This window comes from Asticcacaulis sp. YBE204 (assembly GCF_000495855.1).
Classification (GTDB): domain Bacteria; phylum Pseudomonadota; class Alphaproteobacteria; order Caulobacterales; family Caulobacteraceae; genus Asticcacaulis.
This window is the reverse complement of record NZ_AWGF01000003.1, coordinates 251,365-267,535: the sequence shown is the minus strand read 5'-3', so window position 1 is coordinate 267,535 and position 16,171 is coordinate 251,365. Positions and strand designations below refer to the sequence as shown.

General features: G+C 61.9%; 12 protein-coding genes and 1 other RNA gene. 9 read left to right on the top strand and 4 right to left on the bottom strand.

What is annotated here, in order from left to right; translation table 11 throughout:
- A partial coding sequence (locus AEYBE204_RS27175; RefSeq protein ID WP_023461602.1) for an OmpA family protein occupies positions 1-384 on the top strand: 384 nt, incomplete at its 5' end.
- A 381-nt stretch (positions 385-765) separates the two neighbouring features.
- On the opposite strand, the gene AEYBE204_RS27170 is transcribed toward AEYBE204_RS27175, so the two are convergent.
- Positions 766-2,409 carry a glycosyltransferase family 39 protein gene (locus AEYBE204_RS27170; RefSeq protein WP_023461601.1) on the bottom strand — a complete coding sequence of 548 codons (1,644 nt, stop codon included), beginning with the start codon at positions 2,407-2,409 and terminating at the stop codon, positions 766-768.
- A gap of 389 nt (positions 2,410-2,798) precedes the next feature.
- Here AEYBE204_RS27170 and AEYBE204_RS27165 point away from each other — a divergent pair, with 389 nt between their 5' ends.
- The 3 genes from AEYBE204_RS27165 to aguB all read left to right on the top strand — a co-directional run bounded on the left by AEYBE204_RS27165 (position 2,799) and on the right by aguB (position 7,461).
- Complete coding sequence (locus AEYBE204_RS27165; RefSeq protein WP_162148395.1) at positions 2,799-5,357, top strand: TonB-dependent receptor; 2,559 nt, start codon at positions 2,799-2,801, stop codon at positions 5,355-5,357.
- A 147-nt stretch (positions 5,358-5,504) separates the two neighbouring features.
- Entirely contained in the window at positions 5,505-6,551 is a 1,047-nt protein-coding gene (locus AEYBE204_RS27160; protein ID WP_023461599.1) for an agmatine deiminase family protein, read from the top strand.
- A gap of 28 nt (positions 6,552-6,579) precedes the next feature.
- Entirely contained in the window at positions 6,580-7,461 is an 882-nt protein-coding gene (gene aguB / locus AEYBE204_RS27155) for an N-carbamoylputrescine amidase (RefSeq protein WP_023461598.1), read from the top strand.
- 3 nt (positions 7,462-7,464) lie between these two features.
- Here aguB and AEYBE204_RS40255 read toward each other — a convergent pair whose 3' ends face one another.
- Both AEYBE204_RS40255 and AEYBE204_RS27150 read right to left on the bottom strand, forming a co-directional pair.
- Entirely contained in the window at positions 7,465-7,620 is a 156-nt protein-coding gene (locus AEYBE204_RS40255; protein WP_023461597.1) for a hypothetical protein, read from the bottom strand.
- Between the two features lie 92 nt (positions 7,621-7,712).
- Complete coding sequence (locus AEYBE204_RS27150; protein WP_023461596.1) at positions 7,713-10,916, bottom strand: DUF3857 domain-containing protein; 3,204 nt, start codon at positions 10,914-10,916, stop codon at positions 7,713-7,715.
- A 118-nt stretch (positions 10,917-11,034) separates the two neighbouring features.
- Here AEYBE204_RS27150 and ffs point away from each other — a divergent pair.
- The 4 genes from ffs to recR all read left to right on the top strand — a co-directional run bounded on the left by ffs (position 11,035) and on the right by recR (position 14,084).
- An RNA gene (ffs, locus tag AEYBE204_RS39880) (signal recognition particle sRNA small type) lies at positions 11,035-11,130 on the top strand.
- A gap of 87 nt (positions 11,131-11,217) precedes the next feature.
- A complete protein-coding gene (locus AEYBE204_RS27145; protein WP_023461595.1) occupies positions 11,218-13,020 on the top strand; it encodes a DNA polymerase III subunit gamma/tau in 1,803 nt (600 codons plus the stop codon).
- On the top strand, positions 13,017-13,340 hold the full coding sequence (locus AEYBE204_RS27140) for a YbaB/EbfC family nucleoid-associated protein (protein WP_031230128.1): 324 nt from the start codon (positions 13,017-13,019) through the stop codon (positions 13,338-13,340). The genes AEYBE204_RS27145 and AEYBE204_RS27140 overlap by 4 nt, the downstream gene beginning before the upstream one ends.
- A gap of 141 nt (positions 13,341-13,481) precedes the next feature.
- On the top strand, positions 13,482-14,084 hold the full coding sequence (recR, locus tag AEYBE204_RS27135; protein WP_023461593.1) for a recombination mediator RecR: 603 nt from the start codon (positions 13,482-13,484) through the stop codon (positions 14,082-14,084).
- Between the two features lie 141 nt (positions 14,085-14,225).
- Here recR and AEYBE204_RS27130 read toward each other — a convergent pair whose 3' ends face one another.
- Positions 14,226-14,771: a VUT family protein gene (locus tag AEYBE204_RS27130; protein WP_023461592.1), complete on the bottom strand. Its 546-nt coding sequence runs from the start codon at positions 14,769-14,771 to the stop codon at positions 14,226-14,228.
- Positions 14,772-14,881: 110 nt separating this feature from the next.
- On the opposite strand from AEYBE204_RS27130, the gene rmuC reads away from it, so the two are divergent.
- A complete protein-coding gene (gene rmuC / locus AEYBE204_RS27125; RefSeq protein ID WP_023461591.1) occupies positions 14,882-16,150 on the top strand; it encodes a DNA recombination protein RmuC in 1,269 nt (422 codons plus the stop codon).
- Positions 16,151-16,171: the final 21 nt, after the last annotated feature.

The following is a 16,171-nucleotide window of genomic DNA, read 5'->3' as shown; positions in this document are numbered from 1 at the left end:
CCGCCGCCTCCCCCGCCGCCGCCGCCGCCTCCGGCAATCAAGGTGTACGAAGCCCGCGAATTTATCGTGTACTTCGAATTCGATCAGTCGACCCTGACGACCGATGCTCAGGCGATCGTTCAACAGGCCGCTGATTACGCCAAGGAAGGCAACGCGACCCGCGTGGTTGTCGTCGGTCACGCCGATACCTCGGGTTCGGCCGCTTACAACATCCGCCTGTCGGAACGTCGCGCCAAGACCGTGGCTGATGCTCTCGCCGGCCTCGGCGTGTCGGGTTCGATCCTGGCCGTTGACTGGAAGGGTGAATCGGCTCCGGCAGTCGCCACCGGCGACGGCGTGAAAGAGCCTCTGAACCGTCGTTCGACCATCGACATCGCGTTCTAATCAACGCCGTCGATATCGACACCCAAAAGAACCCGGTCTGCTCACGCAGGCCGGGTTTTTTGCATCCAAAGTGTCGATTGTAAGGCGGTTTAGGTCACGTCGCACAGCAGGAGGGATGGGTCAGGATTTGTTATGGCTATGCCTCTCAGACGTCATTTAGGGTGGGGTGGTTTTTACCCGTTCGACGCTCGCCTTACGAACAGGTTCGGGGCGAAAGTTTGAACCCGCATCAGGCTTCTGGTCTTGCGGGAGGCGGCGGCAGCGCGACCATGGCTTTCGCCAGCCATAGCGGTACGCCTGAAAGGTATGGGGGTAACCCCTTGAACAAAGAAAAGCCCGCCATGCGGCGGGCTTTTCAGTCCGATGGAACGGGCTTCAAGCCTATTCCGCTTCGTCGTCCTGAACGATACCGGCTCCGACAGGATGCCCCGTTACCGGATCGCGCGGTGCCCGCTTGAACCCGTAGCCGTAGAGCAGGGTGAAGTCGCGGGTGCGCTTGTGGTCGATGGCGATTTTCAGCGACTCGTTGGGGCCGGTGCTGGCGAAGTCGTGGCGGATGTCGGGCAGGAAGCCATCGACATAGGACAGGATCAGCACGTTTTGCCCAACGCTTTCGGTGAGCGGGGTCTCGGTCTCGGCTTGTGATTTCGGATGGGCTTCGCGCACCCAGGCCTTGAGCGGCGTTTCCGGATGGGCGGTGAACCAGTCGCGGCCGTAATAGGCCACCGCATTATAGACATTGCGGTTGTCGACGGCGATGGCCGACGGCGGCGGACCGGCCTGAGCGGCGGTAATCACGGCCTGCGTGGTCGTGTCCCAGGCGCGGGCGCGCTTGACCGTATTGCCGAGGCCGAGCGCGCGCGACAGGTCTGGCGAGACGACGCCGACCATGAACACCGTCATGACGACGACCTGAAATGTGGCGCCCAGAATGACCACCCAGCGGGCGAGGGGGTGTGACTTCAGGGCCACGCTGAATCCATGCCAGACAAGGGCAGCCACTAGCAAACTGGCCGGAACATAGGCCGAGGCGGCCCAGTTGGCGTTGGCGCGGGACAGGAAAGCCTGGATGCTGACGAAGACCAGCGGCGGGGCGGTGAGGCACGCCACGCCGATCAGAGCCGTGCGCACGGGCGCCGGAATATCGCGTCGCAATACGGGGGCCCCTCGCCAGAACAGGCCGAACAGCGCCAGGATCAGGCACGCGAACGGAACCGGCCCGAAGACGCCGAACTGATCGCGCCAGAACTTGAGCAGTGACAGCGGATTGAACAGCTTGCCCCAGTGCCAGTTGGCATTGTCCGCCGTATGCGACACGGTCTGGAAGCCATGCGTCGCGTTCCAGTACAGGTTCGGCGACAGCAACAAGATGAAGGCACCGAGGAACACGGCCAAGCGCCGCCAGGACCACAGTTTCCGCACCGAGGGTGCGAACACGGCATGGGCGACCGCCCCGATCAGAAAATAGACGCAGGCATATTTGCTCAGCGCCGCGCAGCCGAAGGCCAGCCCCATGCCCAACACGGCGCGTGTCCGGTCGCGCTCAACCTCTGTGGTTAGAAAAAGGCTGTAGAAATAAAGGGTTGCTGCGAGGAAGAACATCAGGGCGGCGTCGGTCGAGATGATGGCCGACGACAGAACGACACCGGGCATGAGGCTGTAGATCACCGCCGCCGTCAGGCCCGTACGCTCATCGAACAGCTTCTTTCCGGCCCCCCACAGGAACAGGGGCGCCCCCAGATGCAGAAAGGGCGCGAACAGCCGCACGAAAGGCTCACGGTCCCCGAACAGGGTCGAGATATGGATCAGCCACGCGATCATCGGCGGCTTGGAATAATAGCCGAAATCGAGTTCGCGCGACCACAGCCAGTACTGCGCCTCGTCGGGGTAGAGATTGGTATAGGTGGTGAACAGCAGCGCCACCCGGAGCAGAAGCAGCAGACCTAGCCCCCACAGAACATAGCGTGCCGGGGCGGACAGGGGCGTGCCCGACGGGGCGAGGGCGGAAGCGGAAGAGGATGTCATGATCGCTCGGCGGGCTGTGAAAAGGGGGGCGGTTGTTGCGTTGCGGTATCGCCTTACGCTACGGCACTTTGGCCGTCACGAGGGCGCACAGGGTGAATGCCACGCCTGTGAACGGAACGCAAACACGAATGATTTCTGACTGTGACGGCTTCGCGAGGGAAAAGGGGCGGATTCTGTGACAAAATGAACGCATATTGTCTCCCTTGTCACAATTGTCATCAAACCTTTGCACTTTTGGCTCAAAAAACGGCGCGAAAGCGGCTAAAGGTTAAAATTCACCAGATCGTTTTGTGAAGGTTGTCTTGAAACCGGGCCCGGCGGATCCGCCGCCGACGGCACACCGTTTCTTTTTAAGTGTACTCATGGAGAGGGGATACTCCGCTATGAAGATGAACAAGTCCTGGATTTTGGCCGGTACGGCCCTGACGGGCCTGCTGATGGCTTCGGGCGCTATGGCGCAGTCCACCGCCACGCAGGAAGTGGAACAGGTTACGGAGGTCGTCGTTCGCGGCGCCAAGACCGTCGGCCAGCTGAAGCGCGAAAGCGGCGTCAAGCAAAAGTCGACCGTCGATCAGGCCACGATTTCGCAAGGTTCGGCCGGTCAGACGATCGCCGAGACCCTGAATGTCATTCCGGGCTTCAACTTCACCAATAACGACGCCTTCGGTTCGTCGGGCGGCAACATCGTGATGCGCGGCCTCGACAACTCGCGTATCTCGCTGACCTTCGACGGCGTTCAGCTGAACGACTCGGGTAACTACGCGATCTACACCAACCAGCAGATGGAACCTGAACTGATCTGCTCGGCCTCGGTTCAGACCGGCGCGACGGACGCCGACTCGATGACCGCTTCTGCGACCGGCGGTACGATCAACTACTCGACCTGCAAGCCCGAAGACACCATGGGCGGCGTCGTGAAGCTGTCGGGCGGCTCGGATAACTTCAAAAACCTGTTCGTGCGTTTCGACACCGGCAAGTTCGGCCCCTTCGGCACGAAACTGTTCCTCGCTGCCACGAACCAGAGCTACGACACCTGGACGCGTGAGCCGGTTCTGTCGCCGAACCTGAACGCTGAACTGAAGAAGTATCAGTATAACGCTCGTCTGTATCAGGACATCGGTGACGACGGCTCGTTCATGAGCCTTGCCGCTCAGTGGAACGTCAACCGCAACTACTCGATGTTCGGTCCGTCCAAGCCGCAGATCAACTGCGAAGGCACCAATGTCGCGCCGAACTGCGGTTACGACTACAACAGCATCGAAGGTTTCAACATCAACCCGTCCGACACCGGCAGCATCCGCGGCCAGTCGAAGTGGGTGCTGTCCGACAAGCTGACCCTGACGGTCGATCCGACCTTCCAGTACGTTCTGGCCACCGGGGGTTCGGTGACGCGCCTGTCTGAACAGGACGCCCGTCTCTGCGGTACCGCCTCCCTGACGGCGGCCTGCGGCCTCGACCTGAACGGCGACGGCGACAAGCTGGACACCAACACCAGCAATACCGCCACCACCAACCAAGCGCCGCGCGTCTATCAGGCCAACATCACCAATACCTACCGTTATAGCCTGAACACCTCGGCCATCTACAAGTTCACCGACACACAAACTCTGCGTCTCGGCCTGTCGTTTGACCGCGCCAACCACCGCCAGACCGGTGAAATGGTCAAGCTCGACGCCAACAACTCGCCGATCGATCCGTTCGGCGGCAAGAAAAAAGAAGAGCTGCGTATCAAGACGCTGGATGGTTCGCATATGCGCCGTCGCGACCGTCAGTCCTACGCCAATGTCGACGTCGTCTCGCTGGAATACCGCGGTCGCTTCTTCGACGAAAAGCTGTTCGTCTCGGCTGCTCTGCGCCATCAGAAGATGGAACGTGAGCTGAACCAATACTGCTATTCGCCGATCTATGGCACGGGTTCCTCGACGCCGTACTGCACCACGCAGAAGGTTGAAAACTCGGTTACCCTCGCCGACGGTGCCAAGGTTGTTACTCTGGAAGGTGCCAGCACGACCGCAGTCTACTTCGCGCCGTTCCAGCGCACGGTCTCGTTCTCTAAGACCATGCCGAACATCGGTGCGACCTGGACCTTCGAAAACAACAGCCAGATTTTCGCCAGCTACTCGGAATCGATGTCTTCGCCGCGTACCGACAGCTACTACGCGGTCGTGCTCGACAATTCGGTCGATGGTCTGAACAAGTCCAACTTCGCGACCACCACGAATCAGGCCCTTTACAAGGCCAATTCGATGGTCGTCGCCAACCCGAAGCCGGAAACCAGCCAAACCCTGGAACTCGGTTACCGCTTCCGCAAGCCGACCTTCAACGCCACCGCCACCGTCTTTACGGCTGAAGACAAGGACCGTATCGTGTCGTCCTACGACTTCGAAACGGCTACCTTCTTCGACCGCAACATCGGCAACGTGAAGCGTAGCGGCTTTGAAGCCTCGGCAGCCTATACCCCGGTTGAAACTCTGGTTCTGAACGCCGGTCTGACCTACACCGACACGGAAGTTCAAAGCGATCTGGCCTTCGGCAAGTCGACCACCGGTGTCGTCCGCTTGCTGCCGACTGCTGGCAAGCAACTGGTTGAAATGCCGAAGTGGATGTGGACCGTCGGTCTGGACTACCAGATCACTTCGGCCTTGGCGATGAACCTGAGCGGCAAGTACGTCGGTGACCGTTTCACCACGGACATCAACGACGACGTTGCCCCGCACTACTTCGTGTGGAACGGTTCGCTGCGTTACGACCTGCCGTTCCTCAAGGAAGGCACCTATGTGCAGCTGAACGCCATCAACCTGTTCGACCAGAAGTATCTGGGTTCGTTCTCGTCGCAGAACAACGCCCTGCCTTACGTCGACGCGTTCGGCACGAAGTCCGGCACCTTCCCGTTCATGAACGTGGGCGCGCCGCAAACCTTCGTCTTGTCGCTCCGCGCCAAGTTCTAATCTGAACTTACTGACGAATAAAAACGGCGGCTCTCCGGCAACGGAGGGCCGCTTTTTTGTTGGCCGTCGTTAACAGGCATGGCCAAAGCGGTTGACGCTGTGTAAAAGACCCGCGATGAATAGGTCTCAACTTTTCCGGGGTAAGGCATGAGCCAAGATCCGCAAGTTTCCCGTCTGGTCCCCGCCGAATGGGAGCCGCACAAGGCCATGTGGATCGGCTTCCCCAGCCATGAGAACCTGTGGCAGGACGACCTGATCGAGGCGCAGGCCGAGGTCGCGGCGCTGGCCCGCGTGCTGGCCGAGGCGGGCGACGAACACGTCAAGCTGATGGTCATGGGGCAGGCGGCGCGTGAAGCCGCGGAATCGCTGCTGTCGGACGTCAAACGCATCGAGATCGTCGACGGGCAGTTCGGCGACATCTGGTTTCGCGACACCGGTCCGATCTATGTCAGCGCCGAAGACGCGCGCGATCGTCACGACACCCTGCCGGTCGCCTTTCTGAACAACGGCTGGGGCGGCAAGTACCACCTCAAATACGACGACAAGGTCGCCGCTCAGGTCGCGGCCCACGACGGATTTACGCCGGAAAGCGAAGACTTCGTGCTGGAAGGCGGCTCGCTGGAGCACGACGGTTTCGGCACGATCATCACCACGCGTCAGTGCCTGCTCAATCCCAATCGCAACCCCGACTGGACGCAGTCGATCGCCGAACGCGCGCTGGAGGACAGCCTCGGTGCGCGTAAGGTCATCTGGCTGGATGACGGCCTGCTCAATGACCATACCGACGGTCATATCGACAATCTGGCGCGCTTCGTGGCGCCGGGGGTGGTGGTCTGTCCGGTCGCCTATGGTGCCGACGACCCCAATGCCGAACTGTACAACAGCGTGGCGAAATTCCTCAGCCAGCAGACCGACGCGCGCGGCGTCGCCTTGCAGGTCGTGCGCATCCCGTCACCGGGCAAGACGGTCGATGAAGACGGCGAGGTCATCCCGGCCTCGCACATGAACTTTCTGATCGCCAATGACTGCGTCGTGGTGCCGATCTATAACGACAAGCCGGGTCAGATGGCCGTCGAGGCCCTGCAAACCCTGTTCGCCGAGCGGCAGGTCTTCGGCCTGTCGTCGAACGCCATCCTGACCGGCGGCGGTTCGTTCCATTGCATCAGCCAGCAAGTCCCCCATATCAAGGCCTGACCGGCGTTCCTTCTACACAGGTGATCCCATGACCCGTACCGTTTCCGTGGCGGCGCTGCAAACCGCCTATGGCCCCGATATGGCCGAGAACATTGCCAGGACCGAAAAGCTGGTCCGCGAAGCCGCGGCCAAGGGCGCGCAGATCATCCTGCCGTCGGAGCTGTTTCAGGGCGAGTATTTCTGCGTGTCTCAGGAAGAAAAGTGGTTCGCCACGGCGTTTGAATGGCGCACCCATCCGTGCGTACTGGCCATGCAGAAACTGGCGACGGAACTGAACGTCGTCATCCCGACCTCGATCTACGAGAAGGAAGGCCCGCACTATTTCAACAGTCTGGTCATGATCGACGCAGGTGGTGAGTTTCTGGGCGTTTATCGCAAGAGTCATATCCCCGACGGTCCGGGCTATCAGGAAAAATACTATTTCCGTCCCGGCGATACGGGTTTCAAGGTATGGAATACCAAATTCGCCAAGGTCGGCGTCGGCATCTGCTGGGATCAGTGGTACCCCGAAGCCGCGCGCGCCATGGCGCTGCTGGGGGCCGAGGTGCTGTTTTATCCGACGGCCATCGGCTCCGAGCCGCACGATGCGGAACTCGACACCGCCGCGCCGTGGCAGCGCGTCATGCAGGGCCACGCGGTGGCCAATGTCATCCCGGTCGTGGCGTCGAACCGCATAGGCACCGAAAGCCTGATCTCGCCGCAAAGCGGGGCGGGGCAGAGCTTCTACGGCCACAGCTTCATCGCCAATAACCGCGGCGACAAGGTGGCGGAATTCGGCCGCGACGAAGAGGGTGTACTGGTGGCCTCGTTCGACCTCGACTACCTCAATACGCACCGCGCGGCGTGGGGTTTCTTCCGCGACCGCCGCACGGACCTCTATGCGGCCATCAGTGGCGCGCGCCCGGTATAGGCCTCAGCCGCCGAACATCCCGGCAAACAAATAGACGACATAAATCCCGAACCCGGCGGTGGCCAGACCGGACAGGATCAGGCCGCTCCATTCGGCGGCGTTGCGCGCGCCCTTGATCGGCTGACCCGGCGCGGTGTGGGAAGATTGATAGTCTGACATGGCTGAACTCCTTTGGCGTTCAGTGGAGACTACGCCCGTCAGCCATAAGGCCAAAACAGCGGACACGCGATCTGCTGTAAAGGCCCTATAAGTTAGGGCGTGACGCCATAGCCCTTGAAGGTCGTCTCGATTTCGTCATCGATGACGCGGGCGGCCTCGATATCTTTCTGACCGTCCGCGGTCTGCCCCAGCCGAATCTTCGCTATGCCGCGCCCAAAAAGGGATTCGGCCTGATCCGGCTCGGCCTTCAGGGCGGTGTCGTAAAGCTTGATCGCGGCGGCATGGTTCCCCAGCCGCAGTTCGACGAAGGCGCTGGAATCCATGTACGACGCCTCATCGGGGGAAAGTTTCAGGGCCTGAGTACAGTCAGCCTTCGCCTTGTCCAGTTCGAAATTACGCGTCGCCCTCAGCCAGCAGGCAGTGTTGAACAGCATGGCCTTGTCGGTGTCCAACGCCTTGATGGCATCGATGTCGGCAGCGGCCAGATCGTCACGCTTCATGCCCTTATGGATATCGACGCGCAGCTCGTAGTTCCTCAGGTCCTTCGGTGCCGCCTCGATCAGCCCGTTGATCAGATCGAGGGCGGGTGCATAGTCTTCATATTCGATATGAAGCTTTATTTTCGTCCGGATCAGGGTCGCGGAGGTGGGTTCCAGCGCCAGCGCCTTGTCCATATCGTCGAAGCGGGCCTGACGCGCGCTTTTGGGTCGTGCCGCCTGACGTTTGGCATAGAGACTGGCCGTCGGCTTCAGGGCGATGGCCCGGTCATAGGCCTCGACCGCTTCGGCGCGGCGGGCGTCGCAGGCCTCGCCCTTGACCGGGCCGCAATCGAGGAGAGCATGGGCGAGGCTGAGATAGGCCTTCGGGTTGTCAGCCTCCAGAGTCGTGATCTTCCGGAAGATCTCGATCGCCTTATCCTGCTGACCGTCCCCGGCATAGGTGGCGGCCAGCATCCCCAGAATCTCGGTATCGCCCGGTATGGCCTCGCTGATCCTGAGGAGGAGGTCGCTGGCCTGACGGTACTGCTTGCGCTGCCAGTAGATATAGGCCATGCCGCGCATGGCCTGCCAATCGTGGGCATTGAGCGTCAGGGCCTGTTCGAAATCGGCCTGGGCTTCATCGAAGCGCTTGAGAGAGAACAGCACCAGACCGCGGTTGGTGAGCAGGGCACCCGACTTGGGGTCGAGCTTCAGGCCGGCGTTGAAATCGGCGAGGGCATCGTCGTAATGCCCGCCGCCGCTGAGCAGTTTCCGGCCGCGTTGCAGATATTCCTGCGCGGTCTTCGGCGTAGTGGCGCGCAGGGCGGCCATCTCGGCTTCGGTCGCGGTATATTTTTGCGGCGCGACCAAATAGACGTCCTTGTCGCTCAGGGCCTTGATCGCCGGGGCATTGGTCTCGGCTTCGGCGAGGGCGATTTCGGGTTGCAGGGCGCGGGTCGAGGCCTCCATCGTAAAGACGCCCTTGTCCAGCTTGACCTGACGTCTGAAATGGCGCGCGCTCAGGGTGGTGTCGACATTTTCGCCGTCCAGCGTGAAGCCTTCGCCGTCATAGGGCAGGCGGATCGTTTCGCTGTGGCGGTTGTAAAGGGGGTAGTCGAGCGCGATCGGCGCGTCCTTGTTCGGGCCGTCGTCGCGCGCCAGATCGGAGGTCCAGCCCAGGCTATAACCGTCGGTCTCGTAGCGCCGCGCGCCGAGCTTGCTGGTATAGCGCCACGCCATCTTCGCCTTGCCGGTCATCCTGAGATGCGCATCGCCCGTGGTTTCGTCGAAGGTGAGGCTGACCGTCGTGGGTTCGATGAAGTCGTATTCGTCCTTCCAGTATTTACGCAGCACCTTGTCGCGTTCGGACGGCATCATCGCGCCCGCGCTTTGCCGGATGGCGATGGCAGTGTCGCCGCGCAGAACGATTTCGCCTTCGGTCGGGGCGGGGATATCAAGGCCCTTCGTGGCGTCGATGGTGAGGCTGTAGTCCCACAGGGGCAGGGTCGGCGGCGGCACCTCGATGCGGATCAGGTCGGCGCCTGACGCCTTTACCGGCAGGCCCCACGACACGTCCGGCACCGGCAGGCGATCGAGCGCCCGGTCGCCGGAACGCGTACCGTCCATCCAGTAGGTCTTGCCGTCGATCGTGGCGCGCACCAGCACGTGATTGAACATACCGATCCCCGGCAGGCGCTCGTTGAGGCCATCCCCGGCGACGGTAGACACCAGCACGGCCTCCGCCTCGATACCGAGCCCTTTGAGCAGGGCCAGCAGCAGAACGGTCTTGCCCTTGCAGTCGCCGAAGCGCCGCGCCCAGGTTTCGTCGGGCGTGGCGGGAATATAGCTGCCCTGATTGAGCCCGATGAAGACGTAGCGCACCTGATCCTGCACCAGACGGAGCGCCGCCATGGCCTGAGCCTTCTGGTCCGGCAGCTTGCGCAGTTTTTCGACCTCGGCATTGAGCGGCGAGGCGGGCGGCAGGTCGTGGCCGTAATGGGGGGCCATCAGACCCGATACGGCGGCCCAGTCGGCGAATTGCGACAAATGCAGTTGAGAGAATTGCCGGTAGCGTAGCGGGGCGAATTTCGGCGCCTTGGGGACCACGGCGTCCGTCCGGTCGATCACCACGCTTTGACGATCCTTGCGCAAAGCCACCTTGGCGTCGGCGAAGTCGCTGCTGACGCGATAGCGGACGGGTTTCGTCTTCGGCCATTCCGCCCGCATATAGAGCCGCTCGGCGGTCAGGGGCATGGCGTTGTAGAGCAGCGCCTCGGCGTTCCCCTTGAGGATGGGATCGTTCTCGCACACGGTGAAGGCGTAGCTGATGATGTCGCCGACCCGGACGTCTTCGGGTTGCAGGACCCCGGTCAGCACCCCGTCCAGCATCGAGGTTTCCAGATTGTTTTCCCGGCGCAGGATGGTGAAGGTCTGGCCCTTGGCCAGAAGGTCGATGACCTCGCCGTCGCGCTGAATCTGCAATTTGTTGATGGTCACCGTCTGGGTTTGCGGGTTCCAGACGACCGCCTTTTGCCCGGCATCGAGACCCGCCGGGGTCTGGATCTGCACCACGATTTCCGAATAGTAGCGATTGGCGTCGTCATCCAGACTGAGCTGGCTGTTGAGCAGGACGATGCGCAGAGGGACGTCCGACGCATCCGGCTTCGGCGGCGGTGCCTTCAGCGGCGGCACCGGCGTTACCCAGGCTTCGACGGGGCCATAGTGGATCGTCTCGTCGGACCACGCTAACGGCGCACCGGTCGCCCCCATCGCCACCACGGCGGTGGCTACGCCTTTCAGAAAAATCAGCTTCCCCATCGATACCCCCCCGAACGCCTCGGCCGAGCCGAGTATATTCAAAGCTATACGACAATCCCGACGTGTGGCAATGACCATTTTACCTCTTGCAATCGCGCGGTAAAATACGCATATAGCCCGTGAGATCGCGCGGGCGAAGGCCTCGCCAATCTGGTCAGGGCCGGAAGGCAGCAGCCACAACGAATTCACCTTCGGGTCGCGCGGTCTCACCTTTTCCTTAAAACAGAACCTGTTGGCACGCTGTGGGCGAATCGCGCTTTATGGCTGCAAACCTGCGCGTTTACGGTTATAAAATCGCTCCATGTCCGACCTGCCCGAAACCGATGATCCGTTCGCCACCGAACGCGACGACAATACCGACGATATGTTCGGCGGCAGCGCCCCTGCGCCGGTTAAAAAGGATGCAGCCTACACGGTTCTGGCGCGCAAATACCGTCCGCGTACCTTCGAGGACCTGATCGGACAAGAGGCGATGGTGCGCACCCTGTCGAACGCCTTTGCCACGGGTCGGATCGCCCACGCCTTCATGCTGACCGGCGTGCGTGGGGTCGGTAAGACGACGACGGCGCGGCTTCTGGCGCGGGCGCTGAACTATGAATCCGAAACACAACACGGCCCCAGCGTCGATCTGAAAACCTTTGGCGCCCACTGTCAGGCGATCATCGAAGGCCGTCACATCGACGTGCTCGAACTCGATGCCGCCTCGCGTACCGGCGTCGACGCCATGCGCGAACTGCTGGAGAGCGTGCGCTACGCCCCGGTCGAGGCGCGCTACAAGGTCTATGTCATCGACGAAGTCCACATGCTGTCGACCGGCGCGTTCAACGCGCTGCTCAAGACGCTGGAAGAGCCGCCGCCGCACGCCAAGTTCATCTTCGCCACCACTGAAATCCGCAAGGTGCCGGTGACCATCCTGTCGCGCTGTCAGCGCTTCGATTTGCGCCGCGTCGAGCCGGAAACGCTCACGCCGCATCTGGAGAAAATCTGCCGTCTCGAAGGGGCGCAGATCGAGCCGGACGCCATCGCCCTGATCGCGCGCGCCGCCGAAGGCTCGGTGCGCGATTCGCTGTCCCTGCTCGATCAGGCGCTGGTGCAGTCCGAAGAAGGCCAAAGCGTCTCCGCTGAGGTCGTTCGCGATATGCTCGGTCTGGCCGACCGTTCGGCGACGCTGGGACTGTTCGAAAACATCATTTCCGGTCAGATGTCCGAGGCCCTGCTGGCCTTCCGGACGCTGTACGGCTTCGGGGCCGATCCGTCGCAGATCATGGGCGACCTGCTCGAATATTGCCATGCGACCTCGGTGGCCAAGGTGCTGGGGGCCGAGGCCACGCGTCTGCCCAAGGAGCCCGCCGGTCGCGTCGCGGCTTTGGGGGCGCAACTGTCGGCAGGGACCTTGTCGCGACTGTGGACCCTGATGCTCAAGGCCTTCGAGGAAATCCGCCGCGCCCCCGATCCGGCGGCGGCGACCGAAATGGCGCTGGTCCGCTTCTGTTATGCCTCGGACTTGCCGGGGCCGGAAACCCTGCTCAAGCGGCTGCAAAACGGCGAGGATTTGCTCGGTGGCGGCCCTCCGGGTGGCGGCATGGGCAGCGGTGGTTCGTCAGGTGGGGGTGTCAGCGCGCAAGGCGTGATGATGCGGCCTCAGGCTCTGGCACAGGAACCGCAAATCCAGCTCAATAGTTTCGATGACGTGCTGGCCCTGATTTCGGATAAGCGCGATATCGGTCTGCGCGTTGATGTCGAACGCTACGTCAAACTGATCTCGTTCCGGCAGGGCGCGATCACCTTCGAGCCCGCGCCGCACGCGCCGATCGATCTGGTGCGCAAGCTGTCGAGCCGGCTCAAGGAATGGACCGGTCAGCGCTGGCTGATCGCCACCGAAGGCGGCGGCGGGGCCGAGACCTATCGTGAGCGTGAAACCCGCGAACGGGCCGAAGCCTTGCAAAAGCTGCAAAGCGATCCATTTATCTCAGGACTGATGAGCGCGTTTCCGGGGACCGAAATCCTCAGCTACCGCGCCAAGCCAAAGCCGGTGACAGCCACCGTACCCGACGCGCCGGCGCCTGAAAACCTTGATGAAGTAAGCGATAAGGACGACGACTGATGGACTTGAACGCCCTGATGAAGCAGGCCCAGGCCGTGCAGCAAAAGTTTGCCGAGGCGCAGGAAAAGATGAACGAGGTCACCGTTACCGGCGAAGCCGGGGCGGGTCTGGTCTCGGTCGAGCTGAAAGGCGCGGGCGTGCTGGTGAAGATGCACATCGACCCGAGCCTTCTGACGCCGGACGAGGGCGAGGTACTGATCGACCTGATCGTCGCGGCCCACGCCGACGCCCGCAAGAAGCTCGACGAAGCCTCGTCCAAGCTGATGAAGGAAGCGGCGGGGCCGCTCGGCAATATGCCGAATTTACCGAAATTGTTCTAATTTCCCTTCGCCCCTTTGGGGAGAAGGTGGCGCGAAGCGCCGGATGAGGGGGCTCTTTGAACCTCCTGTGTTTCCCCCTCACCCCATCCCTCTCCCCCCATTCTTGGTTTTTGGGGGGAGAGGGGGATTTAGGGTAAGTTTATGGCCTCTGGTGCCGGACCTGAAATCGAACGCCTGATGGCGTTGCTGTCGAAGCTGCCGGGGCTGGGGCCGCGTTCGGCGCGTCGGGCCGCGCTCGCCTTGCTGAAAAAGCGCGAGCAACTGCTGCTGCCCCTGACCTCGGCCATGCAGGATGCCGCCGACCGGGTCACCTCCTGCCATATCTGCGGCGCGCTTTCGACGCAGGACCCGTGCGCGACCTGTTCGGATACGGCGCGCGACCGGACGATGATTTGCGTCGTCGAAGAAGACTCCGCCTTGTGGGCGATGGAGCGCGTCGGGGCATTCAAGGGCCGCTATCATGTGCTCGGTGGGTTGTTATCCGCGCTCGATGGCGTGCGACCCGAAGACCTGCGCCTGACTGGCCTGATGCAGCGCGTACTCGATGGTGAGGTCGAAGAACTGATCATGGCGCTGCCCGCCACCGTCGAAGGCCAGACAACCGCCCACTACATCGCCGACCGCGTCCGGCACATCGCCCAGGGCGTTCAGGTCACCTATCTGGCGCGCGGGGTGCCGGTCGGCGGCGAACTCGACTGGCTGGACGACGGCACGATCGCCCACGCCTTCAAGAGCCGCCGTTGAGGTCAGGTCTTTGGCCGATCCGTGTGTTGGCTTCGCTAGGCTGTATAAACATACAGCCGTCGCTCGCCTCCTGCGGCTCGACTCAAATCTCTGACCTCAGGCGAGACCAATTGTAAATGAGAGAAGGTTTTTCGGACCGAGTCAGGTCGTTACGGTGGCCTTGGCCTCGTGCCGTCTGAGTACCAGATAGACGACCAACACCCCGGCCAGCTTGCTCAGCACCGAGGTCGTCAGCGACCAGATATTGAAGATGCCGGGGATGCTGATCGAGGCGATCATATAGAAGACGGCGGAATCGACCGGCGAACTGATCGCGGTGGAAATCGCCACGCGTTGCGACAGGGGCCGCTTCATGAAGGTGAAGATCGCCCAGTCGATCAGTTCCGACACGGCAAACGCGCAGGTCGAGCCCAGCGCCACCGCCGGGTCCGACGTCAGGAACGACAGGGCCAGACCGACGCACAGAGCCGCGATGACCCAGTGCTTGATCTCGCGCTGGGCGAAGTCGCGCACGACCAGCACGAAGCCGGTGACGATCGACATCGGCGTCCACGAGCCGTGATCGGGCAGGGGGATTTGCGGCACCGCGGCGAAGCACCAGTTGATGAACGGGATGAGCGCCAGATAGAGATAGGTCCATGGCGTGCGGCCGGTTATAAATTTAGTGCCGAAGCTTTTGAAATCCATGACGGCCCCCATTCTACGACTTGACTATACGCCGCCACGCCGACCTGACAAGCCGGATGAATCGTGACACAAGGCTTGCCATATCCGCTTCGTCGTGGCAAGAACATTTCATGAACTTTGAATCGATCGCTCTTATTCTCGTCTTCCTGACCGCGCTGGTGCTGGCCGGCGGCTATTACCTGGCCTTTCAGGAAAGTCGCCGCCTGCGCATGCGTAACGAAGAACTGGGGGACAAGCTTCTGGCCGCCGCTGCCGAGGTGTCGCAACTGCGCGAGCGGGCGCGGAACCTTGAGGATGCACGTTCCGCCATGAGCGCCCATTTTCAGGCCGCGTCTCAGGAGGCTTTGGCGCAATCGACCGAAGCCCTGCTGAAACGCGCCGAGGAGAATTTCGTGGCGCGTGAAAAGCTGGCGCTGGAACGGATGGGCCATACGCTGAAACCGGTCGCCGAGACCCTGACGCGGTTTGAAGCGCAGGTAAAGGACATGGAAGAGGCGCGCGCCAAGGATACGGGTGGCCTCAAGGAGCAGATCGCCAGCCTGATGACGGCGTCCACGGCCACGCGCGACGTGACGCAGAAACTGGCCAATGCCCTGCGGCGCGGGGCGGGGGTGCAGGGCCGCTGGGGCGAGGAAACCCTGCGTAATGTGCTTGAGGCCGCAGGGCTGACGCGCTTCGATTTCGTCGAACAATTGAACCTCGAAACCGAGGCCGGACGCCGTCGTCCGGACGTGACGGTGAAGCTGCCCGGCGGGGTGTTCGTCATCGACGCCAAGGTCAATCTGACCGCCTATCTGGAGGCCATCGAGGCGACAGACGACGTGTTGCGCGAAGAGATTTTCCAACGCCATGCCCGCGCCTTGCAACAGCACGTGCGCGACCTGTCGAACAAGGCTTACTGGGATCAGTTCCGCGAACAGTCGCCGGATTTCGTCGCCATGTTCGTCCCCGGCGACGGTATCCTCAGCATGGCGCTGGAGCGGATGCCGAACCTGATGACCGAGGCGATGGATCGCAAGGTGATCATCGTTACGCCGACGACCCTGTTCGCCCTGTGCAAGGCCGTGGCCTATGGCTGGCGCGCCGAGGAGCAGATCCACAATGCGCACGAGGTGGCCACTGTGGGCCGCGAACTGTACAGCCGCCTGTCGGTCATGGGCGGACATGTGGCCAGCCTCGGCAAGAATTTGAGCGGTGCCGTGGATAAGTATAATGCCTTTGTCGGGTCACTGGAATCGCAGGTCCTGACGCAGGCGCGGCGGTTCGAGGACCTCAAGGTCAACCATGAAGGCAAGGATATTCCGGAACTGGCGCCGCTGGATGTGCAGCCACGGCCCTTGGCGAAGTTGACCGTGGTTGAGGGCAGCCGTTCTGAATGAGTCATACTCCTCCAGTTTACT